Raw genomic sequence first — 22,939 nt, forward strand, 5'->3', positions numbered from 1 at the left:
GTAGAAGATGCGATCAACTTATTTTCAGCAACTGACTCAAGACCTAAAACAGCAGGGTACAGGTACACCACAACTGATTCTCGATTTGGCGCAATATCAGAATAATCTGGATGTTGTGCAGTCAAAGCTCCCTGTGCAATTAAAGCCACGTCTGGTGGTGAAATCCCTGGCCAGTACCGAGTTGCTTCAATTCGCTAGTGAAAAGTTGAATACCCAGCGTTTTATGGTATTTCATCTGCCACATCTTCAGGAAATTATCGGAGCATTTCAGCAAGCCGACATTCTGCTCGGTAAGCCAATGCCGGTTCATGCAGTGCAGCGCTTTTATCAAAGCTGGTTTGGTCAAAAGGGCTTAAATCTTCAAGTAAATATTCAATGGCTGATCGATAGTCAGGCACGGCTGGAGCAGTATCTGCAACTCGCCCAAAACCTGAATTTCTGCCTGAATATAAATATTGAAATTGATGTGGGGCTGCATCGCGGAGGAGTAAGCAGTCAGGAACAGTTTGTAGCCCTACTCAAGCTGATTCAGCAGCATCCTCTGAATCTAAAACTTTCCGGATTAATGGGCTATGATGCGCATGTAGCCAAACTGCCAAAGATTCTCAAAAGACTTGAAAAAAGTTATCAGCAATCACAGCAGATTTATCAACAATTCAAGATGACGCTGCAGCAATTTCCTGATTTATGGCATGAAAACCTATGTTTTAATGGTGGCGGCAGTCCGACCTTTATGCAGCATTGCCAGCAGAGTGTTTGTAATGATCTGGCTTTTGGTTCCATGCTACTTAAACCCAGTGACTTCGATCTGAAAAATCTCTCTGCTTTAAAATGTGCCTTGTGGATTGCCACACCAATTTTAAAAGTGCTGCCTTATGGCCAGATTCCCGGTCTGGAAGTATTTAATTATCTACCGCATCAGTATAAAGCATTATTTATTTATGGTGGCTACTGGCAGGCGGACTATTATTTTCCAGAAAAAAGCCAGCCGCATATTTTATATGGACGCAGTAGCAATCAGGAAATGGTTCTGGTATCGAAATCTTGCGAACTGAAAGTCGATGATTATGTGTTTTTAAGACCAACTCAAAGCGAAGCCATCATTCCCCAGTTTTCTCAATTGTATGTCTATATCGAAAGGCAATTTGAAGCGTGGCAAACCTTTAGAGAATAAATAATTCTTGAGCGAATAATGATCTTAACTCATTGCAGCTCAAAAGAACTTTTTGGTGATAAATCCTATTTTTATTAGGGAAAAGGTTTAATCATTGGCTCAAGCCGTGTAAAATTCTAGGCGATTTTTTATTTATCCACCGTTTTTATCTTTTGAGGTTCTCCCTCGATCATAATCTCGCGGTGACATGCTCCATGGTACGGGGCATCACTCCTTAAGGATTTCATATGCCAATTATCACTTTGCCAAATGGCGATCAAAAACAGTTTGATCACGCCGTATCTGTGATGGAAGTTGCTCAAAGCATCGGTCCTGGTCTTGCAAAAAATACCGTTGCAGGTCGTGTAAACGATCGTCTAGTGGACGCGTGCGATCTGATTACTGAAGACGCAACCTTACAAATCATCACGCCTAAAGATGAAGAAGGTGTCGAAATTATTCGTCACTCTTGCGCACACTTGGTGGGTCATGCCGTTAAGCAATTGTTCCCAGAAGCAAAGATGGTCATTGGTCCAGTCATTGAAGAAGGTTTCTACTATGACATCTGGATGCCACGTCCATTTACTTTAGATGACATGGCTGCGATTGAAGAGCGTATGAAAAAGCTCATCGATCAAGACTATGACGTCGTAAAAAAAATGACTCCACGTGATGAAGTGATTGCAGAATTCACAGCACGTGGTGAAGAATACAAATTGCGCCTGATCGCAGACATGCCTGAAGAAACTCAAATGGGCCTGTACTACCATCAGGACTATCTGGATATGTGCCGTGGTCCGCACGTACCAAATACCAAATTCTTAAAATCATTCAAGCTGACAAAAATCTCTGGTGCTTACTGGCGCGGTGATGCGAAAAACGAACAGCTACAACGTATTTATGGTACAGCCTGGGCTGACAAGAAACAGCTCGCAGCTTATATCAAACGTATTGAAGAGGCTGAAAAACGCGATCACCGTAAAATTGGTAAAGCCTTAGACTTGTTCCATATGCAGGAAGAAGCACCAGGTATGGTGTTTTGGCATCCGAACGGCTGGACCATTTATCAAGTGCTTGAACAATACATGCGTAAAGTTCAGCAAGAAAATGGTTACCTTGAAATCCGTACACCACAAGTAGTTGATTTCACGCTTTGGGAAAAATCAGGTCACGCAGCGAACTATGCTGAAAACATGTTTACGACTCATTCAGAGAACCGTAACTACGCTGTAAAACCGATGAACTGTCCTTGTCACGTGCAAGTGTTCAACCAGGGCTTAAAATCATATCGTGATCTTCCAATCCGTTTAGCGGAGTTTGGTTCATGTCACCGTAACGAGCCATCGGGTTCTTTACACGGCATCATGCGTGTACGTGGTTTTACCCAAGATGATGCGCATATTTTCTGTACTAAAGAACAAATCGGTACTGAAGTTGCAGACTTTATCAAATTGACACTAGACGTATACAAAGATTTTGGCTTTGAAGAAGTACAAATGAAGTTATCTACACGTCCTGAAAAACGTGTGGGTGATGATGCACTTTGGGATATGGCAGAAAAATCTTTGGCAGATGCTTTAGATGCTGCTGGCCTAGATTGGGATTTACAACCAGGTGAAGGTGCATTCTACGGTCCGAAGATCGAATTCTCATTGAAAGACTGCTTAGGCCGAATCTGGCAGTGTGGTACCATTCAATGTGACTTCAACCTTCCAGAACGTCTGGATGCCTCTTATGTTACTGAAGACAACGATCGTGATCAGCCTGTGATGTTGCACCGTGCAATTCTTGGCAGTTTCGAACGTTTTATTGGTATACTGATTGAACACTACGCGGGCTTTATGCCACCTTGGTTATCACCAGTGCAAGCGTGTGTCATGAATATTACTGATGCTCAAGCCGAGGCTTGTGAGTCAGTCGTCGCGAAACTTAAAGAAAACGGAATTCGTGCAATTTCTGACTTGAGAAATGAGAAAATCGGCTTTAAGATTCGTGAACGTACTTTAGAGCGTATTCCTTACTTATTGGTACTTGGGGATCGTGAGGTAGAGGAAGGTACTGTGAATGTCCGTACCCGCTCAGGAAAAAATTTGGGTACTATGTCAATCGATGCTTTCGTTGACTTAGTAAAAGCAGCCGTTGCCGAACGCGGCCGGTACATTGTGGAGTAACAGCGATTAAACAGCCTGACCGTAATCAACAGGGCGGTAATAAATCAAACCGTCCTGCCTTGAATGATGAAATTCGTGCTAAAGAAGTTCGTCTTGTAGACGAAAATGGTGAGCAAAAAGGTATTGTAAGCCTTGCGGAAGCATTGCGCGCAGCAGAAAATGTTGAGCTTGATCTTGTTGAGATCGTAGCCAATGCTGAGCCACCTGTTTGCAAAATCATGGACTTCAATAAGCATTTGTTTGATCTGAAACAAAAGCAGAAAGAAGCGAAGAAAAAACAACATCAAGTCCAGGTGAAAGAAATCAAGCTACGTCCTGCGACAGATGTAGGTGATTACAACGTAAAATTACGTGCAATCATCAAATTCCTTGAAGAAGGAAACAAGGTTAAAATTACCCTGCGTTTCCGTGGTCGTGAAATGGCTCACCAGCAACTGGGTCTGGCTCAACTGCAAAAAGTTGAAGCAGACGTCGTTGAATATGGTGTTGTTGAACAAGCACCAAAAATGGAAGGTCGTCAAATGGGTATGCTGCTTGGTCCTAAAAAGAAAAAGTAAGCATCTCTTGATGAAAAAAGCCCTGCATTTGCAGGGCTTTTTTATGAGGTAACTTAATTTTTTATTGAGTAGGGTAGGATTTTCCTGCTTCTACAATCGGAATATTGGCCTCAGTGGGTACATAAATTATTTGTTGAATACGACCTTCACGTAGGGCTTCACCAAATGCACCAATAAATTCCTGCTTGCGATATTCAGGATAATCTTTAGCTGCCTGCCCAACGAGTTTAATAGCTTCTGCACGCAGTTTGGCACTTTCCAGTTCCGCTTTTGCAACTTGCACTTGAATCATTTTGGATTGTTCTGCTTCAGCCAATGCTGCCTGACCATCCATCCCTTGTTTCCAAACTTTATAATGTGGCCAGCCAAACAGTAGCAGTAAAATAACAATCAATAAAAAGAACAGCAAGCTCAATAGCATGAATGGACTCAGGGCGTTGCGATGGACATAATTCATAGTGCACCTACGGCAGATTTTTTTATCTATGGTATTTATTGAATGTTTTCTTCTGTTTCAGAAAAAGCATAGCCGAAATTTTATGTAAATCAAATATATGTAGTGATAGGGGAAAGTCCTAACCAGAACACCATTTTTTAATAACTGCTTTTTATCCTTTGGAATCTGATGAGATAAATTTCTTTCAGCTTAAACTTCATGATTAAAATTGCTTTTGAATCAGCCTTTATGATCTTAAATTCCAAGCACTGTACATGGCTTGAATGATTTCCTTAGCTTGCTGGCGGGAAAACATCGATAAATGAATCCGGAATAATCTTAAACAGAGCTGGTCGCGCCAACTGGGCTGACAAAGAATAAAATCGAGCGTGCCATCTCGCTGATTAATTTGATGAGCGGGAAGTCCGATTAGCCAGCGTTTGGTACGTGCCTTAATTGAATCATATTGAGGATTGATAAAGCTGTAATGGACGGTTTCACGATATAAACACAGACTGATCCGGTATCCTGCCAGGGTGTAATAAATTGTCCGCGAGGTGATTTTTAGTTTAATGCTATATACCAAGAGCGATAGCATCAGGAAACCTAGCATATAGCCATAAAAGCTTGGAGACTCCTGCCATAAAAATACCAATCCTCGAACAAAACTGGAAGGAGGATCTGGAGTATGAAGGTACAAGGTCATCAAAATCCCAATGGGATAGCAAAGAAGGAGAAGTCCCATATGTTTCATCGTCTGGGCACTTTGATGAAACAGAATAATATCTGATGTGTTCATATTATTATTTTTATAAGGAGTGAAAATTGAGCACTTTCAAGCTTAAGGATTCTGTCCTAAAAAAGAAAGACCCATTCGGGCCTTTCTTTTGGCAGGTGATTAACTTTGTTGCTCGTTAGATTCATTTTTTTCAGCTAACAGTTTTTTGCCAATCGGAATCTGACGAGGCAATTTTTCTTCCGGTACATTGCGCTGCAATTCAATTTTCAGTAAACCATTTTCAAATTCAGCTTGTTGTACCTCTACATGTTCATCCAGACGTAAAGACAGTTTGAATGAACGGTGGGCGATGCCTTTATGTAGGAATTCCACAGTCGTATCTGAATTTTCTTCCACCGCTTTACCGCTAATGGTCAGAACCTGATTTTCTAGATTGATCTCTAGCTGGTCTTCATTGAATCCGGCAGCAGAAACTACAATGCGGTAATTGTTGTCGCCGGTTTTTTCAATGTTGTAATGCGGATAGTTCGGTGCCTCACTTTGCATTGCATAATCAAAAAGGTCATTAAAGCGGTCAAAACCGATACTACGACGGAATAGTGGGCTAAGACTGAAATTGCTCATTGATCTTACCTCCTGATCTCAGAAAAGTTTTATAAACAACATGCAATTCTTCAATATGAACTCAGTGATTAGAAACAATCTCCTGAATAGATCATTGCTCTATTTCTAATATAGGATTGAGGTGAAGCTTTTCAAGACTCAAGATTTAAAAATATTTGAACCCATCTTGAGCTAAAAATAATGCTTTAAATTTAGAGATTTTACTGCTGAATCTATAACAAAATATGCGGAAGTGGGGCTTTAAATCGTGCTATAACTAGATCAAATTTCAATAATGTCATGTAAAAACGAAAAGGTAACAGGTAATAACATGATTGATCTCTTTTATTGGGGAACGCCCAATGGCCATAAAATTACCATCGCATTAGAAGAAATGGGCTTGGAATATAAAATTTTCCCGATCAATATTCTGGAAAATGACCAGTTTCAACCTGATTTTTTACGTATCTCTCCAAACAACAAAATTCCTGCGATTGTAGATCAGGATGGCCCGCGTGGCGAACCGATTTCAGTTTTTGAATCTGGCGCGATTCTGCAATATTTGGGTCGTAAAACTGGCCTGTTTTATCCGGATGATGAGCAGCAACGTGTTGAAGTTGAGCAATGGCTTATGTGGCAAATGGGTGGCCTGGGTCCGATGCTGGGGCAAAATCATCACTTTAGCCGTTTTGCTCCTGAGCGTATCCCGTATGCCACTGATCGTTATGTCAATGAAACCAAACGTCTATACGGGGTTCTGAACAAACAGCTGATTGGTCAGAAATATGTAGCTGGTGAGTATTCGATTGCGGATATGGCTATTTTGCCATGGGTGCTACGTCATGAATGGCAGCAGATTGATCTGGCTGATTATCCGGAAGTACAGGAATATGTGACACGCCTGACTGCGCGTCCAGCGGTGCAAAGAGCGTTAGCAATACAGGTCAGATAAGTCTGGCCTTTGTGCTAAACTAGATAAAAGTAGATTAAACCACCTTTGGGTGGTTTTTTATTGGGTGAGTATATGAAAGATTTTTTCCTGAACTTTACTAAAATCGTGGAAACGAGTCCTCGAATTTACTGGAGTATTATTTTCGGTATCGCAGCTTGTCTGCTGCTGTTTATTGCTGAAATTGTGCATGTGGATCAGGTGATCAGCGCCTTGAATACCAAAGATCGCCAGATTTTAAATGCAGCGCTTGAACCGATCACCCAAAAATATCAATGGTCACGTATTTTGGTCATGGTTATGGCTATAGTCTGGTCTAATTGGGAATATCTTAAAGCCAAGAAAAAACTGGGTTTAAGCCGCTAGTCTCGGGATGTCTCTGTTTCTGCTCTTTCTTGCCGCTTTTGGTGCAGCGACTTTATTACCGCTGCAGTCAGAAGCGGTTTTGCTGGGTTTATTATGGCAAGGGAGCTATTCGGCGGCCTTGCTCATCATGATCGCAAGTGCTGGAAATATCTTGGGTTCCTGTGTGAACTGGTATCTGGGGTTCAAGATTGAGCAATATAAGCATAAAAAATGGTTTCCAGTCTCTGAGCAGCAGATGCTTAAAGCTCAAAGTACCTATCAGAAATACGGCTATTGGTCATTATTGCTGAGCTGGGTGCCGATTATTGGCGATCCAATTACATTAATTGCCGGTTTGCTTAAGGAAAATTTTACCCGTTTTATCTTGATAGTCAGTATTGCCAAAATTGGACGTTATCTGTTTGTCTATTGGGCTTATGCGATGTTTTAAAAAAAGAGGCATAAAGCCTCTTTTTATTTATATTCATCATTAGTGCGCAGAATTTTCTTGATTGAAAAACCTTTGCACATCAGAACTAAAAATTATTTTTCATTTCCTTTGGTAATATCAACCCCAAACAGATCCTTGGTTCTCGCCCAGCTGATGGCAACTACCAGTAGGGTCATGCTGCCACCAAACACTGTAGCCATAATCGTGCCCATATATCTCGCAGCCAGACCAGACTCAAAAGCACCCAGTTCATTACTAGACGAGACAAACATGCCGTTTACTGCAGCAACCCGGCCACGCATATTATCGGGTGGATAAATCTGTAAAATCGTCTGACGAATCACCACTGAAATACTGTCACAAGCCCCGGTCATGGCAAGAGCAAACAGAGATAGCCACATCGAGTTGGAGAAAGCAAATAGTAAAGTAAAGACACCGAAACCTGCGACTGCAAGCAGCATATTACGCCAGGCATGTTGCGTAGGCGGAAAGCGGGTCAGGACAATCATGGTTATCAGCGCACCAATGGAAGGAGCAGCCCGTAAATAACCCAAACCCTCTGGACCAACTTTTAGAATATCTTCGGCAAAAATCGGTAAGAGGGCAATCACCCCACCAAACAGCACCGAAACTAGATCTAGGGAAATTGACCACAGTACAATTTTACTGTTCCAGATGAAGCGGAAACCATCGCCCAGACTATGCAGGACATTTTCAGTTTCAATTTTAGGAAAATCGCGCTTTTGCAATAAGTTAATCAGAACAAAACAGATGCTGACCAGTACTGCGACAGTTAGAAGACTGGTTTCCCGACCTAAAAACGCCAGCATAAAACCACCGAGCATCGGCCCGATAATTACACCACTTTGCCAGCCAATTGTGGTCCAAGTTGCACCATTGGCATAGAGTGCACGTGGAATCAGAAAGGGTTTTAGTGAAGTTGCTGAAGGATTATAAAAGCCACGAATGGTACCCAGACAGAAAATGACGGCATAAATTCCCCAAGATAATTGACTGGTGCTGAGGTTTCCCAAACCGTGATAATGAAACAGTGACCAGAGAATGACAGGCATCGGAATGGCAAAAAATAAACAGATTTTCATAATAGTCTGCTTATTAAAACGATCCGCAACATATCCACCCCATAAAGAAAGGGAAATAAATGGAATCGCTTCTGCCAGACCAATCAGTCCTAAGGTCAGCGGGTCTTTGGTAATCTGATACAGTGAATAGGCAACAATAATTTCCTGAATCAGAATGGCTAAAGTCAGGCAAAACTGATTTAAGGTAACAATAGAAAAGTCTCGATAACGGAGTGCGGCAAATGCATCGGGCTGAATGTGCATAAAGAGCTGTAACTGAAAAAATTGACAAATTATAAAGTGATATCGCAAGCAGTATATAAATTCATCATTCAATTCTTATCGTAAAAAATGCTAAGTTTGCAGATTCATCAAGAAAAAAAGACTAGTGCTTTTGTTTTAAGCAAAGATGCATTAGAATATCGGCTCCCTTACCTGCAGGGCGTTCTTGCAATGGTGCAGACGTGCCGAACAGGTGTTCAAAAGAGGTTGTTATGCCTAAGATGAAAACTCGCCGTGGTGCAGCTAAACGCTTCAAAGCGACTGCTAACGGTTTTAAGCGTAAACAAGCGTTCAAACGCCACATTTTGACCAAAAAATCTGCTAAGCGTATTCGTCAATTGCGCGGCTGTGTAATGGTTCACGTAAGTGACGTTGCTTCAGTTCGTCGTATGTGCCCGTACATCTAAGGAGATTATAAATGGCTCGTGTAAAACGTGGTGTACAGGCTCATCGCCGTCACAAAAAAATTCTTGCTCGCGCTAAAGGTTACTATGGTGCTCGTTCACGCGTTTACCGCGTAGCGTTCCAAGCGGTAATCAAAGCTGGTCAATACGCTTACCGTGACCGTCGTCAGAAGAAACGTCAATTCCGTGCTCTATGGATTGCGCGTATCAACGCTGGTGCACGTCAAAACGGTTTATCGTACAGCCGTATGATCGCTGGCTTGAAAAAAGCTCAGGTTATCATCGACCGTCGCGTACTTGCTGACATCGCTATGCATGACGCAGTTGCGTTTGCAGCTCTAGCTTCTAAAGCTAAAGATGCGTTGGCTGCATAAGTCTTTATGACTTAGAAAAAAGACCGCTTTTAGCGGTCTTTTTTTATGCTTAAATAAAATCAGTGGGATCTTTGATTTTTTAAATCATTTATTTATTAATTTGGTGGAGATTGAAGCTCCACCAAGTCAAAGTGATTATTTATAGACAATATATTTTATTAAAGTCCGAAATAGTAGCCAATCAGACAGATCACAATCGTGATCAGAATCAGTTTGATCACACTTGAAGCACCGGTTTTATGATGACTTTGTGGTCGTTCAGCTTTAGAGACTTTAACCGCGCGATCTTCAGTATTCATGCCCGCAAAAGGATCAGGCGCCACTTTAGGAGTGAGTTGTGCAGTTTTATAATGATTGGCCACTTTCACAATAAACTTGGCACTGATTTCATCGATTTTTTGTGCAAAATGGCGCAGATTTAATTGCTGCTCTGGATTCAGTACCTGACCATCATCTTTATAAGGGTGTTGAATCTTCGTCTGAATAAAATCACTTAATGCATCCAGACGGTACAAGGTCTGATGAGCATAATCAGATGAATAATCCGTTGGTATTAAAGCAAGATGACTCGGATTTTCTGCATGAGACTGAATCGTTGGGGTAGTACCGTAATAAGGCAAACCAGTATAAGCAGGCTCAGTGAATCCTTGAGCTAAATGATGTTCAAATAATTCCTGTTCGGTATAGGTATGAATATCATCCCAGTTTGGTTGTACCAGATCAGCATCAATTCTTTTGGCCAGTTTATTATTCAGTTCATAACGCCAGAATACTTCATGACGTAAAGGCGACTGTTGGGCTTCCGGTGCTTCATAATCATTATCAGCGGTATACCATTCAGCCAGTTCCTTACCGATCATCCAGGCGGTTTTACCTTGAGCATGATGACTGATAATCACATGAGCCAAAGGAACCAGTTCGACATTGGCATTAGGGTTATTTTCATCTTCCAGTAAATGTGAAGAATGCAGACTAATACGACGAACCCCTTGTTTTTTCAGTCCTTCTAGCCAGATTTGAAAGTGCTGTGCCAGTAAATGCTGGGAAATCAGATCACGGAAAGTTAAATGGTGCTGATTAAAAATGGAGTGATTCAGCCAGCGGCTGAAACTGAGATCCTGAGTTAAAAACTCATTGCCATAAGTGACGAGGGTCAGTTGCTGTTTCCAAATTTGATCGAGTGCCATAGTGATTTGATCTGATTGATATTATGTTTATCTTATACTTTTTATAATTCATGATGCTATTCTAATTTTCATTAAAAGCGCACTTCATCAACTCGCCTAAAAACTGTTAGAATATGGGGTTTTTAAAAATATTTCTAACCTGTTGCTTTGAGAGTTACTATGTCACTGGAAGCCCTGACCACTGAAGCGCTCGCTGCGATTGCAGCAGCTCAAGACCTTGCTGCACTTGATCAAGTACGAGTGCAATTTACGGGGAAAAAAAGCCAGCTCGCGGAACAATCTAAGTCGCTGGGGAAAATGGATCCTGAACAACGTAAAGCGTTTGGGGCACAAATTCATGCAGTTCGTGAAGCCATCACAAGTGCTTTGACACAACGTCAGGCTGAACTGCAAAAAGCTGCACTAGAACAAAAGCTTGCTAGTGAAACAATTGATATCACCTTGCCCGGTCGTGGCCAACAGGTGGGCAGCATCCACCCAGTGACCCAAGTACAAGAACGTATCTGTCAATTCTTTACCAAAGCAGGTTTCACAGTAGCGACTGGTCCAGAAGTTGAAGATGACTATCACAACTTCGAAGCATTGAATATTCCAGGCCATCACCCTGCACGTGCCATGCACGACACTTTCTACTTTGATGTGAACCATCTGCTACGTACCCATACTTCGGGCGTACAGATTCGTACCATGGAAACCCAGCAGCCACCAATTCGTATCGTGTGCCCAGGCCGTGTATACCGTTGTGACTCTGACCAGACACATTCACCAATGTTCCATCAGATCGAAGGCTTATACGTTGCTGAAAATACCAGCTTCGCTGAACTGAAAGGATTATTGGTAAACCTGCTAAACGAATTCTTCGAAAAAGATTTGAAAGTGCGTTTCCGTCCGTCTTATTTCCCGTTCACTGAGCCAAGTGCTGAAGTGGATATTATGGATGAGCGCGGCAAATGGTTAGAAGTTTTGGGTTGCGGTATGGTGCATCCGAATGTACTTCGCGCTGCGGGCATTGATCCCGACAAATACAAAGGCTTTGCATTTGGTTTAGGTGTAGAACGTTTTGCAATGTTGCGTTATGGCATTAATGACCTGCGTATGTTCTATCAAAACGATGTGCGTTTCTTACGCCAGTTTGCTTAAAGGATTTAAACCTCTCCCTGACCTCTCCTAAAAGGAGAGGGGGCTGTCCTTATGTGACTCAGGGTTCTCCCTCTTTGTAAAAGGGGGAGTTAGAGGGGGATTTAAAAGATTAATTTATAGGTTTTAAAGAAATGAAAATTAGCGAAAATTGGCTGCGCACATGGGTTAACCCAGCCATCGACAGCGAAAAATTATCTGACCAACTGACTATGCTGGGCCTAGAAGTAGATGATTTGTCTCCAGCTGCAAAACCGTTCACAGGTGTGGTTGTGGGTGAAGTCCTGACTGTCGAACAGCATCCGGATGCAGATCGTTTACGTGTTACTACTGTAAATATTGGTTCAGGTGAGCCTTTGCAAATCGTGTGTGGTGCACCTAACGTACGTGCTGGTATGAAAGCGCCCGTAGCCACTATCGGTGCAGTATTACCAGGCGATTTTAAAATCAAGAAAGGCAAACTGCGTGGTGTTGAATCACAAGGTATGCTATGTGGCGCTTCAGAAATCGATCTTGAAGACAAAATTGATGGTCTGTTAGAGCTTCCTGCAGATGCACCAGTCGGTGTCAATGTTCGTGAATATTTAGACCTTGATGACAACGTGATTGATATCAGCATCACCCCGAACCGTGGTGACTGTTTCAGCATTCGCGGGATCGCACGTGAAATTGGTGTAATTAACCAATTGCCTGTCACTGCACCTGAAATTAAAGAAGTTGCAGCAACTCTTGCGGATGAAAAGAAAGTTGTTGTTGAAACTGAAGGTTGTCCACGTTATTTGGGCCGTGTAATCAAGAACGTTAATACTAAAGCACCCACCCCTGAATGGATGGAACGTGCATTGGTACGTGCCGGTATCCGTCAGCACAGTATTCTGGTCGACATCACCAACTATGTATTGATGGAACTGGGTCAACCATTGCATGCCTTTGATGGTGGCAAGGTTCAAGGTTCAGTACATGTACGTCAAGCGACTGCAGGTGAAAAACTTGTTCTATTAAATGAACAGGAAGTGGAACTGCAAGACGACGTGATGGTAATCGCAGATGATGAAAAAGCATTAGCGATTGCAGGGATTATGGGGGGCTTGTCTTCATCAGTAACTGATGAAACTACTGAAATCTTCCTAGAATCAGCATTCTTCGCGCCATTGCATATTGCTGGCCGTGCCCGTCGTTTCGGTCTGCATACGGATGCATCACAACGTTATGAACGTGGTGTCGATTTCGAATTGCCATTGATTGCAATGCATCGTGCATCTCAGTTGATTGCTGAGCTTGCAGGCGGTGAGTTTGGTCCAATCATTGTAGCTGAAAAACCAGAGCTATTACCAAAACGTGAAGCGATTGAGCTAGAACAAGCGCAAGTCGATCAACTATTAGGTTATACAGTTGAATCAGATTTCATTACAGATGCTTTAACGCGTTTAGGGTGTGAAGTGACTGTAAAAGCTGAAGGTCAGTGGTCAGTGGTTCCTCCATCACACCGTTATGACATGGCAATTTACCAAGACCTGATTGAAGAAGTTGCCCGTATTCACGGTTATGACAATATTCAAATCAGCTTACCAGTCATTGATGTGAAATTGGCGAAATATGAAGATCAATTTGAACTGACTCAGCTTCGTCAAACTGCCGTGACCTTGGGCTATCAGGAAGCGATCAGTTTCAGTTTTGCTGACCTGAAACTGGAAAAACAGTTAAATCCTTCTGTGAATCCTCTGGCTTTGGCGAACCCAATTTCAAGCGATTTGGCAGTGATGCGTTCAACTTTGCTGTCTAGCCTGATTCCATGCGTACAGTACAACGTCAACCGTCAGCAAAATCGTGTGCGTTTCTTCGAACTGGGTCTGCGTTTTGACTATCAGGATGCAGCATCGATTCATGATCTGAAACAGATTCCAACTTTTGCCTTGATTGCCACTGGCTCACTTACACCAGAAAGCTGGCATGGTAAAGCGCAGCCAATGGATTTCTTTGACTTCAAAGGTGACATTGAGGAAATTCTGGCAGCTGCACGTCTGAATGTAGAATATGTACGTTCTGAACGTAGCTGGTTACATCCTGGTCAATCTGCAGAAATTCTAGTGGATGGTCGGTCAATTGGTTACTTAGGTCGTTTACATCCATCACTTGAAGATGAGCTCGATTTGGCGACGACTTGGGTCGCTGAATTAGATCAATCGGCTGTTTTGCAAACTTATGTATCTAATTTTACAGAATTATCACGTTTTCCATCAGTTCGACGTGATATTGCGCTTTTAATTAGTGATAAGATTAATGTTAGCGAAATTCAGGGACTTATCGAAAAAACAGGTGGAGAGCTTCTAGGCTCGACATGGTTGTTCGATGTGTACACTGGACAAGGAGTAGAAGAAGGGAAACGCTCACTGGCATTTGCACTTCTCTGGCAGCATCCAAGCCGTACACTGGAAGATGCTGAAATTAAATCAGGTATGGATAATATCCTTCAGGTGTTGGAAAACACTTACCAAGCGACATTGAGGGCTTCATGACAGCATTAACAAAAGCAGAAATGGCTGATCATTTAAGTGAGCTCACGAGTTTAAACCGTCGTGAAGCTAAACAAATGGTCGAGTTGTTTTTCGATGAGATTAGCCAAGCGCTAATCTCGGGCGAACAAGTAAAATTATCGGGTTTCGGTAACTTTGAGTTACGTGATAAGCGCCAACGTCCAGGCCGTAATCCGAAGACGGGTGAAGAGATTCCGATTTCTGCACGCCGTGTTGTTACGTTCCGCGCGGGGCAGAAGTTCCGTCAACGTGTGGGGAATGAGCAGATCAATTGATCTGCTTTTTTTCATTTAAAAATTTTATTTTTTTAATCTTTTATATTTCTAAACAAAAAAAAAGAGAGCCAAAGGCTCTCTTTTTTTACTAAATAATCGTAAAGATTATTGAGCAGCAGCTGGAGCAGCTTCAGAAGCAGCAGTAGCTTGAGCAGCAGCGTCAGTAGCAACAGCAGCAGCAGCGTCAGCTTCAGCAACAGCAGCAGCGTCAGAAGCAGCAACTTCAGAAGTAGCTTCTACAGCAGCAGCGTCAGCAGCAGCTTCAGCTTCAGAAGCAGCTTCTACAGCTTCAGATGCAGCTTGGTTAGCGTCAGCAGCAGCGTCGTCAGCTTTTTTAGCACAACCAACGAAAGCTAAAGTAGTAGCAACTGCAGCAGCAATAGCGATTTTTTTGAATAACATGGCATCACTCTCTAAAAAATTGAGATTAAAAAAAACCAAAGTCAGGCTGTAATATGCTTTTATTATTCCTAATAGTGTTAGGGACTAACAACGCAGGAGCAGTCTAACTGGTCTGCAAATATGCTATCACTGCGCATTTTTAATTGCTACTAGGCGAGCATAAAAAACAGCGAAAAAACGATAAAAATTAAGGGTTTTTTAACAGAAAATAACAATTAATTGAAAGATATAGATTGGAGAAAGGCTTATTAAGCTTATAAAAATTATACAGTTATTTATTTGTTTATTTTAATAATCAAAAACTTAAAAATAAGTTTACAGATAACTCAGTACATTGTTTCATTGTGTAACATATGTCAACCATAAAAAAAGGCCACCTTGAATGGTGACCTTTCCGATAATTTTAGTTCGATGCTTTGCGTTTCATTTGATCAAAGAAATCATCATTGGTTTTGGTTTCTTTCATGCGGTCAAGCAAGAATTCCATCGCGACCAGTTCATCTTGGGTATGCAGAAGTTTACGAAGAATCCAGACTTTACGCAGTTTGTCTTCGGACATTAAACGTTCTTCACGACGCGTACCGGATTTTTTGATATTCATCGCAGGGAAGACGCGTTTTTCCGCAATACGGCGATCCAGCGTGATTTCTTGGTTACCTGTACCTTTGAATTCTTCGTAGATCACTTCATCCATTTTACTGCCGGTTTCAATCAGTGCAGTAGAAATGATTGTAAGAGAACCGCCTTCTTCGATATTACGTGCAGCACCAAAGAAACGTTTAGGACGCTCAAGTGCATGTGCATCTACGCCACCAGTTAATACCTTACCTGATGAAGGAATCACTGTGTTATATGCACGTGCCAGACGGGTAATCGAATCCAGCAGAATCACTACATCTTTCTTGTGCTCAACCAGACGCTTAGCTTTTTCAATCACCATTTCAGCTACTTGAACGTGGCGGGCAGGTGATTCATCAAAGGTAGATGCAACCACTTCACCGCGAACAGTACGTTCCATTTCAGTCACTTCTTCTGGACGTTCGTCAATCAGAAGGACAATCAGGAAGCATTCAGGATTGTTACGAACAATCGATTGCGCGATGTTCTGTAATAACATGGTTTTACCAGCTTTTGGTGGTGCAACGATAATTGAACGTTGACCTTTACCAATTGGAGCAACCAGATCGACCACACGTGCAGTTAAATCTTCAGTCGTACCGTTACCGAGTTCCATCACCAATTGTTCAGTAGGGAACAATGGAGTCAAGTTTTCGAACAATATCTTGTTACGTGAATTCTCTGGGGTATCGTAGTTAATCTGATTGACTTTAAGCAAAGCAAAATAACGCTCACCTTCCTTAGGCGGACGAATGGTTCCCGTAATGGTGTCACCGGTACGCAGGTTAAAGCGGCGAATTTGTGATGGGCTGACATAGATATCGTCAGGACCGGCCAAATAAGAGCCTGCTGCAGAGCGTAAGAAGCCAAAACCATCTGACAAAATTTCTAGAACGCCATCACCAAAAATCTCTTCGCCATTCATCGCATGGCGTTTTAAGATGGCAAAAATAATGTCTTGCTTACGGTTACGAGCCATACCTTCAAGGCCCATAAACTCGGCAATCTTGATGAGTTCGCCAATCGGTTTTTTCTTGAGTTCGGTTAAATTCATAGGTGGTCAGATAGAATCAAAGTTCTAAGGTATAGGTTAGAAAGGGAGTAACATTCGGCCGCATATAAGCATTCAAACGAAAGCAATTGAATTTGCACAAGAACAATTCAGAGGTCTGTTTGATTGTTTCAAAGAGAAATGTGAAAACAATTTCTATTGCCGAGCGGCATGTTATGTAATGTGTCTTGTAAGAAACTGACAGGATTTAGCATCCTTTATCTCTTGAAGTTGAAATATAAGAGAGAAACAGGTTTTTGTCAATTTATAGACGAAAAAAATACGCAACCTTTGGTCGCGTATTTTTGGTTGAGCATTTTATGCTTAGATGTTTTGATCAATAAATGCAGTCAATTTAGATTTTGGTGCTGCACCGACTTGAGTCGCTACCACTTCACCATTTTTGAACATCAATAAAGCTGGAATGTTACGGATATTGAAATTCACAGCAGTTTGTTCGCAAGATGTTACGTCAACTTTGACAATTTTCACTTTGCCTTGATATTCATCAGCCAATACTTCAAGTACAGGGGCAATAGCTTTACATGGCGCACACCAGCCAGCCCAGAAATCAACCAGCACAGGAACGTCTGATTGAAGAACGTCTGCTTCGAAGTTTGCGTCAGTAGTGTTTACGATGTTGCCAGACATGGAGTGCTCCAGAATTAATTTTATAAAGATAACTATAATTATTAGTATTACATAGCCATCTTTAACAATGTAGGGGAATCTGTAAATTTTCAAGCTTTAATGTTGTTTTGTCTAATGGATGATCACGATAGTCACCATCGCCTCATACAATTGTCCTATAAATGAAAAAAATAATTACGCGAAATTGTCCTGACAAATGGCTTTTAAATTGCATGGTTGTGAATTACTCTAAGCACAATTCTTAAAAGGTTTATTTCTAGAATGTCTGATTTTTTGATTGATGAAGAATTACTCGCAGCCATCGATATGGGATCAAACAGTTTTCATTTGGCGATTGCCCGGGTGGATCATGGCGAAGTGAAAAAAGTCGCATCAATGTCAGAAAAGGTTCAACTTGCTGCGGGACTGGATGAAAATAAAAATTTGACTGAAGCCGCACAGCAGCGCGGTTTGGCTTGTCTGGCCCGTTTTGTCGGACGCTTGGGATCGGTACAACCGAACCGTTTACGGATTGTGGCAACGAATGCTTTGCGTCAGGCCAAAAATGGTCATGAATTTATTCAGAAAGCAGCTGAAATTTTACCAAAACCGATTGAAATTATTGCTGGTCGCGAAGAAGCGCGTCTAATTTATCTCGGTGTGTCACATACCATGGCCAATACTGGCCGTCGTCTGGTGGTAGATATCGGTGGGGGTTCGACTGAACTGATTATTGGGGAAGAATTCGAACCCATTCATACCGAATCTGTGCAGATGGGTTGTGTGACTTTTACCAAGAAATTCTTTGCTGATGGTGAAATCACCCATAAAGCCTTTGATAAGGCAGTGACTGCGGCACGTAAAGAAATTTCAGGCATTGCCAATACTTATAAATCTGCCGGTTGGGATGCGGTGGTTGGTTCGAGTGGTACGATTAAGGCTTGCCGTCAGATCTGTGTCAACATGGGCTGGAGCAATGATAAAGAACAGCTCACCCGTGAAGGTTTGGAAAAACTTAAAGATAAATTATTCAAATATAAGCATGTTTCGGACATGGAGTTTGAAGGTCTGAAAGATGACCGTCGTGCAGTTTTACCTGCAGGAATTGCCATTTTATATGCAGTATTTGATGTACTGAATATCCCACATCTGGTCTATTCAGATGGCGCATTGCGTGAAGGCGTGATGTATGACCTCTTGGGTCGTTTCAAGCATGAAGATATCCGTGATCGTTCTGTTCATGCCTTGATTGGTCGTTATAATGCCGATGCCAAACAGGCCGAACGTGTAGTGCAGACTGCGCAAAAACTGTTTGATGATGTGGCTGGTGATCTCGGCCTGTATAGTGAAGACAGTGATTTACTCCGTCGCGCCGCTTATTTGCATGAAATTGGTTTAGCGATCAGTCATAGTGGTTATCACCGCCACGGTGCCTATTTATTGCAACATTCTGACATTGCCGGTTTTTCGCAGGTAGATCAGAATTATTTGTCACATTTGGTCGCACACCATCGCCGTAAATTGCGCGCTGATGCCAAGCATGATGTGATGAAAGTCGGTGGAACTAAACTTTTACAGCTGTGTTTGCTGTTGCGTCTGGCGGTTTTGGTCAATCACAGTCGTAGCGATGAGATGCTTCCTGCCATTGAACTCAAGGTCAAGAATGCGCAACAATGGCAGCTCAGTATTTCTGGCGATGCCAAACAATGGCCATTGCTGATTGCTGAACTGCATGATGAACAGGTGCAGTTTAAAAATTGGGAGATCGAGCTCTCGGTTCAATCTGAACAATTTGTTAATTAATACCTTTATAGGGATGAAAACGGTTGACCTATGAAAAATAAAGCTACCCCATCAAAAGCATGGACGACAGTACAGATTGCTCGTCATCCGGAACGTCCACAATTTCTGGACTATGTAGGTGAAATATTCACTGAATTTGATGCTTTGCATGGCGACCGTCTCTATGGTGATGATGGCGCAATGATCGGTGGTCTGGCACGTTTCGATGGACAACCGGTGATGATCGTGGGTCAGCACCGTGGTCGTAGTACCCGTGAAAAATTACAGCATAATTTTGGGATGAGTAATCCGGAAGGTTACCGTAAAGCTCAGCGTCTGTTGGATATGGCGGAACGTTTTAATCTGCCAGTCTTTACCTTTATTGATACCATGGGTGCATACCCGGGTGTGGGTGCGGAAGAGCGTGGTCAGGCTGAAGCGATTGCATCGAGTTTGGCGCAACTTTCTAATCTGAAAGTGCCTGTAATTGCTACAGTTTTGGGTGAAGGCGGTTCGGGTGGTGCGCTCGGTATTGGTGTTGCGGACCGTGTGGTGATGCTCTCTCACAGTATTTATTCAGTGATTTCACCAGAAGGTTGTGCATCTATTCTGTGGAAAACCGCAGAAAAAGCCGAACAGGCCAGTGAAGCTTTGGCATTGACTGCTGAAAAATTGCAAAAGATGGGTATTGTTGAATACGTCGTTGACGAAGGTGAAGGCGCACATCTGGATCCAGATGAAGTCATGTACCAACTGAAAGCAGTCCTGAAAGAAGCTTTAAATGAACTGCAAACAATGGAACCACAAGCACGATGCGAAGCACGTTACCAACGTTTAATGAAGTTTGGCAGCGACAATTTAGGTCTGGCATCTTAAAGCAACTGCAGGAATTTCCTGCAGAAACAAAATTTCTAATCGGATGCAGTGGCGGCGTAGATTCTATGCTGTTGCTGCATCTGATGTTTTTTTTGTGCCCGGAAAAAATCCGCGCGATTTATGTTGATCATCAACTGCAAAATGTTAGTGCTGAATGGGGCACTTTTGTCCAGCATCAGTGTCAGCAACTAAATATTCCTTGCATCATTCAGCCCGTCCATGTTGCCAGCGGCAATCTGGAATCACAGGCTCGCCAATCACGGTATCAAGCTTATTTACGGCATCTTCGGCCCAATGAAATTCTGGTCTTGGCCCACCATCAGCAGGATCAGGCAGAAACTTTGATGTTGCGCTTACTTTCTGGTGCAGGGATTGATGGTCTGGCTGCCATGAAAGCGATCGATATACGGACAGATTTAACCATCTGGCGGCCACTGCTGGATATTTCTCGTGAGCAGATTTGCCAATGGGCAGCAGATTTAAATATCCAGAATATTGAAGATCCGACTAATCAGGATACTCATTATGACCGTGCCTGGGCACGTCAGGTGCTGTGGCCAGTCTTAAGTCATCGCTATCCGAAAATGCAGTCTGCCTTGGCTCGTACCAGTGAACTGATGCAGGATGCACAAAACATTCTGCAAGACGTATTAGAGCAGGATCTGAAACTCTGTGGTAACGCCGAAATTCTCGATCTATCTTCATTCTCAAGTTTATCCAAAGCACGGCAGCGTCAGTTACTCTCGGTCTGGATGAAAGGCGGGGGACAATATCGTCCCTCTCTGGACATGGTTGAGCGTGTACAGACTGAAGTAATTGGAGCGAAACAGGATGCTCAGGCAGCGCTGCATTGGTCGGGTTATTACTATGTGCGTTATCAGCAGCAGTTGCATCGCCTAAAAGCTGAAATTTATCTGGCTGATCAACAATCGACTGTAGCTGAACAGCAGATCATTTTACAAAATAAAGATCAGATTCATCTTCCTTCTGGTCAATTCGGGATTCAAAGGGCTGAGATAGGATTATCTCCCACTTTGTTAGGTCAACCCTTATATTTACGGCAACGGAAGGGTGGTGAAAAAATTCATCTCTATGGCCGGATTGGGCACTGGCCGCTCAAAAAAGCCATTCAGGAAGCGCAAATATTTCCCTGGACTCGGCATACTATTCAAATATTAAGCACAGATAATGTTATGCTAGGCGTGTTTACACCTAAAGGATTTTGGTTAGCTCAATCTGCATATTGTGAAGCAGGGGGGTGGCTACCCATTTCGGTTTCTTCAACTTTAGAATTCAACGACGAGCATTAAACATGAGTGCAGCTTTAAATTGTAATATTAGTTTTATTGGTGGCGGTAATATGGCTCAAGCCTTGATTGGCGGGCTGATTTCGCAGGGGTTGCCAGCAACGCGTATTACAGTTTCTGATCCGGTTGAGAAAGTACGCTCACTTCTTGCAGAAAAAGAAGTCAATGTCACCGATGATAATATTGCTGCTATTAAAGATGCAGATATCGTCCTGTTTGCAGTCAAACCACAGGTTTTAGCTGGTGTGTTAAAGCCACTTCAAGGTTTACTTGATGGCAAGTTGGTGATTTCAATCGTTGCGGGTGCCGAGATTGCAACACTATCTGCGCTATTGGGTACTGACCGTATTGTCCGTGTGATGCCGAATACACCCGCATTAGTACAGACTGGTGCACATGGTTTATTTGCCAATGAAGAAGTGAGTAATGATGACCGTGAGCTGGCAAGTCAGGTTTTGGCTTCTACCGGCCTGACAATTTGGGTAAACTCAGAAGCTCAGATTGATGCCGTAACTGCTGTGTCTGGTTCAGGACCTGCTTACTTTTTCTATATGATGGAAAGCATGATTCGTGCAGGCAAGAATTTAGGTCTGGATGAAAAAGTAGCTACAGCATTGACGTTGCAAACTGCTTTGGGGGCAGCGCAAATGGCGATCAACAGTTCTAATACACCGGCAGAGCTGCGTAAAAATGTAACATCTCCGAATGGTACAACTCAGGCGGCATTGGAAGTATTTGATCGCGCGCAAATTTCTCAAAATATTCAGGCAGCGCTTGCTGCTGCGCAAAAACGTAGTCAGGAACTGGCCCAAGAGCTCAGTGACAATAGCAAATAATCTTCAGTTTAATTTTTAGGAACGTTCAAGTATGGGTGCAAATTCTGCGCTAATTTTTGGCATTATCATTAACGTCGCGATTTTGCTCGTATTCTTCCGCTTTTTAATGCAATTGGCCGCGGTGAGTCCTTATAATCCTGTCGTTCTATCTACTGTCAAAGCGACTAAAATTGTAGATGTGTTCGGGCGTATTTTCCCAACTGCAGGTAAAGGCCGGGTGAATACTGCTGCACTGGCACTTTTGGTCGTGCTGTATTTGCTGAAAATTTTTGGCATCATGTATTTGTCTGGGGGAATGCCAAATGGTCCAATCCATTTGCTTATTCTAACCTTTGTTACCATGATGCAGGATTTGATCCGTTTCTGTCGTTACCTGATTTTTGCAACAATTATTTTGAGCTGGGTGGTGATGTTTACGCAATCCCGTTCTCCTTATATTGAGGTAGTTCAGGAACTTGCAGAACCATTATTGGCACCGTTCCGTCGTATCATGCCGAATATGGGAATGATCGATCTGTCCCCAATCCTGGCAATTTTGGCACTGATCGTAATTGAAATGATTATGAATCAGGTGGCAATTGTGTTGCTAACTGGTCTTTAATCAGATCCCAAAGAAAAAGGACGCTTAGGCGCATTGCTGTCCCACAATTTTTCACAAGAGGAAGCTCAAATGAGCTTCCTCTTGTTTTATGGGTATTTTATCGGGTGAAAATAAAGCTTTTAAAGTTCTTCTTTCAAACAAATTCACTTGAATTATT

General features: G+C 42.5%; 24 protein-coding genes. 16 read left to right on the forward strand and 8 right to left on the reverse strand.

The annotated features are described in order from the left end of the window. Window positions 1-7 precede the first annotated feature (7 nt). The 3 genes from FTV31_RS08870 to infC all read left to right on the forward strand — a co-directional run bounded on the left by FTV31_RS08870 (window position 8) and on the right by infC (window position 3,881). Complete coding sequence (locus FTV31_RS08870) at window positions 8-1,174, forward strand: alanine racemase (protein ID WP_180014347.1); 1,167 nt, start codon at window positions 8-10, stop codon at window positions 1,172-1,174. A gap of 227 nt (window positions 1,175-1,401) precedes the next feature. Beyond that, window positions 1,402-3,324 carry a threonine--tRNA ligase gene (thrS, locus tag FTV31_RS08875; RefSeq protein WP_004783592.1) on the forward strand — a complete coding sequence of 641 codons (1,923 nt, stop codon included), beginning with the start codon at window positions 1,402-1,404 and terminating at the stop codon, window positions 3,322-3,324. Between the two features lie 5 nt (window positions 3,325-3,329). Then, complete coding sequence (gene infC / locus FTV31_RS08880) at window positions 3,330-3,881, forward strand: translation initiation factor IF-3 (RefSeq protein WP_081400954.1); 552 nt, start codon at window positions 3,330-3,332, stop codon at window positions 3,879-3,881. A 61-nt stretch (window positions 3,882-3,942) separates the two neighbouring features. On the opposite strand, the gene FTV31_RS08885 is transcribed toward infC, so the two are convergent. The 3 genes from FTV31_RS08885 to FTV31_RS08895 all read right to left on the reverse strand — a co-directional run bounded on the left by FTV31_RS08885 (window position 3,943) and on the right by FTV31_RS08895 (window position 5,680). Further along, complete coding sequence (locus tag FTV31_RS08885; protein WP_373686982.1) at window positions 3,943-4,302, reverse strand: hypothetical protein; 360 nt, start codon at window positions 4,300-4,302, stop codon at window positions 3,943-3,945. 262 nt (window positions 4,303-4,564) lie between these two features. Next, entirely contained in the window at window positions 4,565-5,116 is a 552-nt protein-coding gene (locus tag FTV31_RS08890) for a hypothetical protein (RefSeq protein ID WP_081402663.1), read from the reverse strand. A 99-nt stretch (window positions 5,117-5,215) separates the two neighbouring features. Then, entirely contained in the window at window positions 5,216-5,680 is a 465-nt protein-coding gene (locus FTV31_RS08895; RefSeq protein WP_004783582.1) for an Hsp20 family protein, read from the reverse strand. A gap of 310 nt (window positions 5,681-5,990) precedes the next feature. Between FTV31_RS08895 and FTV31_RS08900 the strand changes: the two genes are divergently transcribed. From FTV31_RS08900 to FTV31_RS08910, 3 genes are all read left to right on the forward strand, one after another. Further along, on the forward strand, window positions 5,991-6,611 hold the full coding sequence (locus tag FTV31_RS08900) for a glutathione S-transferase N-terminal domain-containing protein (RefSeq protein ID WP_180014351.1): 621 nt from the start codon (window positions 5,991-5,993) through the stop codon (window positions 6,609-6,611). Between the two features lie 72 nt (window positions 6,612-6,683). After that, window positions 6,684-6,974 carry a hypothetical protein gene (locus FTV31_RS08905; RefSeq protein ID WP_166135701.1) on the forward strand — a complete coding sequence of 97 codons (291 nt, stop codon included), beginning with the start codon at window positions 6,684-6,686 and terminating at the stop codon, window positions 6,972-6,974. A 7-nt stretch (window positions 6,975-6,981) separates the two neighbouring features. Beyond that, complete coding sequence (locus FTV31_RS08910; protein WP_034170828.1) at window positions 6,982-7,404, forward strand: YqaA family protein; 423 nt, start codon at window positions 6,982-6,984, stop codon at window positions 7,402-7,404. 92 nt (window positions 7,405-7,496) lie between these two features. On the opposite strand, the gene FTV31_RS08915 is transcribed toward FTV31_RS08910, so the two are convergent. Then, window positions 7,497-8,750: an MFS transporter gene (locus FTV31_RS08915; protein ID WP_179992973.1), complete on the reverse strand. Its 1,254-nt coding sequence runs from the start codon at window positions 8,748-8,750 to the stop codon at window positions 7,497-7,499. A gap of 230 nt (window positions 8,751-8,980) precedes the next feature. Between FTV31_RS08915 and rpmI the strand changes: the two genes are divergently transcribed. After that, the gene (gene rpmI / locus FTV31_RS08920) at window positions 8,981-9,175 is read left to right on the forward strand and encodes a 50S ribosomal protein L35 (protein ID WP_004278281.1); all 195 of its coding nucleotides are present in this window, start codon (window positions 8,981-8,983) and stop codon (window positions 9,173-9,175) included. Window positions 9,176-9,186: 11 nt separating this feature from the next. After that, window positions 9,187-9,546, forward strand: coding sequence for a 50S ribosomal protein L20 (gene rplT / locus FTV31_RS08925; protein ID WP_004647525.1), 360 nt, complete (start codon window positions 9,187-9,189; stop codon window positions 9,544-9,546). 158 nt (window positions 9,547-9,704) lie between these two features. Here rplT and FTV31_RS08930 read toward each other — a convergent pair whose 3' ends face one another. Next, window positions 9,705-10,733: a hypothetical protein gene (locus FTV31_RS08930; protein ID WP_180014352.1), complete on the reverse strand. Its 1,029-nt coding sequence runs from the start codon at window positions 10,731-10,733 to the stop codon at window positions 9,705-9,707. Window positions 10,734-10,892: 159 nt separating this feature from the next. Between FTV31_RS08930 and pheS the strand changes: the two genes are divergently transcribed. From pheS to FTV31_RS08945, 3 genes are all read left to right on the forward strand, one after another. Next, window positions 10,893-11,873 (forward strand): phenylalanine--tRNA ligase subunit alpha, encoded by a 981-nt coding sequence (pheS, locus tag FTV31_RS08935; protein ID WP_034703065.1) that lies wholly within the window; start codon window positions 10,893-10,895, stop codon window positions 11,871-11,873. Between the two features lie 131 nt (window positions 11,874-12,004). After that, complete coding sequence (gene pheT / locus FTV31_RS08940) at window positions 12,005-14,386, forward strand: phenylalanine--tRNA ligase subunit beta (protein ID WP_180014354.1); 2,382 nt, start codon at window positions 12,005-12,007, stop codon at window positions 14,384-14,386. Beyond that, complete coding sequence (locus FTV31_RS08945) at window positions 14,383-14,679, forward strand: integration host factor subunit alpha (RefSeq protein ID WP_004783565.1); 297 nt, start codon at window positions 14,383-14,385, stop codon at window positions 14,677-14,679. The genes pheT and FTV31_RS08945 overlap by 4 nt, the downstream gene beginning before the upstream one ends. Window positions 14,680-14,784: 105 nt before the next feature. Here the strand turns inward: FTV31_RS08945 and FTV31_RS08950 are convergent, their stop codons facing one another. The 3 genes from FTV31_RS08950 to trxA all read right to left on the reverse strand — a co-directional run bounded on the left by FTV31_RS08950 (window position 14,785) and on the right by trxA (window position 17,401). Next, complete coding sequence (locus tag FTV31_RS08950) at window positions 14,785-15,081, reverse strand: hypothetical protein (protein WP_180014356.1); 297 nt, start codon at window positions 15,079-15,081, stop codon at window positions 14,785-14,787. A 403-nt stretch (window positions 15,082-15,484) separates the two neighbouring features. Next, window positions 15,485-16,753 carry a transcription termination factor Rho gene (rho, locus tag FTV31_RS08955; RefSeq protein WP_004783562.1) on the reverse strand — a complete coding sequence of 423 codons (1,269 nt, stop codon included), beginning with the start codon at window positions 16,751-16,753 and terminating at the stop codon, window positions 15,485-15,487. 321 nt (window positions 16,754-17,074) lie between these two features. Continuing rightward, window positions 17,075-17,401, reverse strand: a complete 327-nt coding sequence (gene trxA / locus FTV31_RS08960; RefSeq protein WP_005233946.1) for a thioredoxin — start codon at window positions 17,399-17,401, stop codon at window positions 17,075-17,077. Window positions 17,402-17,662: 261 nt separating this feature from the next. On the opposite strand from trxA, the gene ppx reads away from it, so the two are divergent. Genes ppx through FTV31_RS08985 form a run of 5 tightly spaced genes read left to right on the forward strand, consistent with a single transcriptional unit; the run spans window position 17,663 to window position 22,782 of the window. Further along, window positions 17,663-19,183: an exopolyphosphatase gene (ppx, locus tag FTV31_RS08965; RefSeq protein ID WP_179992969.1), complete on the forward strand. Its 1,521-nt coding sequence runs from the start codon at window positions 17,663-17,665 to the stop codon at window positions 19,181-19,183. Window positions 19,184-19,213: 30 nt separating this feature from the next. Beyond that, window positions 19,214-20,038: an acetyl-CoA carboxylase carboxyltransferase subunit alpha gene (locus tag FTV31_RS08970; protein ID WP_180014358.1), complete on the forward strand. Its 825-nt coding sequence runs from the start codon at window positions 19,214-19,216 to the stop codon at window positions 20,036-20,038. Then, a complete protein-coding gene (gene tilS / locus FTV31_RS08975) occupies window positions 19,975-21,348 on the forward strand; it encodes a tRNA lysidine(34) synthetase TilS (RefSeq protein WP_180014360.1) in 1,374 nt (457 codons plus the stop codon). The genes FTV31_RS08970 and tilS overlap by 64 nt, the downstream gene beginning before the upstream one ends. A gap of 2 nt (window positions 21,349-21,350) precedes the next feature. After that, window positions 21,351-22,181 carry a pyrroline-5-carboxylate reductase gene (gene proC / locus FTV31_RS08980; protein ID WP_180014362.1) on the forward strand — a complete coding sequence of 277 codons (831 nt, stop codon included), beginning with the start codon at window positions 21,351-21,353 and terminating at the stop codon, window positions 22,179-22,181. Window positions 22,182-22,212: 31 nt separating this feature from the next. Then, the gene (locus FTV31_RS08985) at window positions 22,213-22,782 is read left to right on the forward strand and encodes a YggT family protein (protein ID WP_004783550.1); all 570 of its coding nucleotides are present in this window, start codon (window positions 22,213-22,215) and stop codon (window positions 22,780-22,782) included. Window positions 22,783-22,939: the final 157 nt, after the last annotated feature.

Origin of the sequence: Acinetobacter sp. YH16031 (genome assembly GCF_013417335.1) — a bacterium.
GTDB lineage: Bacteria > Pseudomonadota > Gammaproteobacteria > Pseudomonadales > Moraxellaceae > Acinetobacter.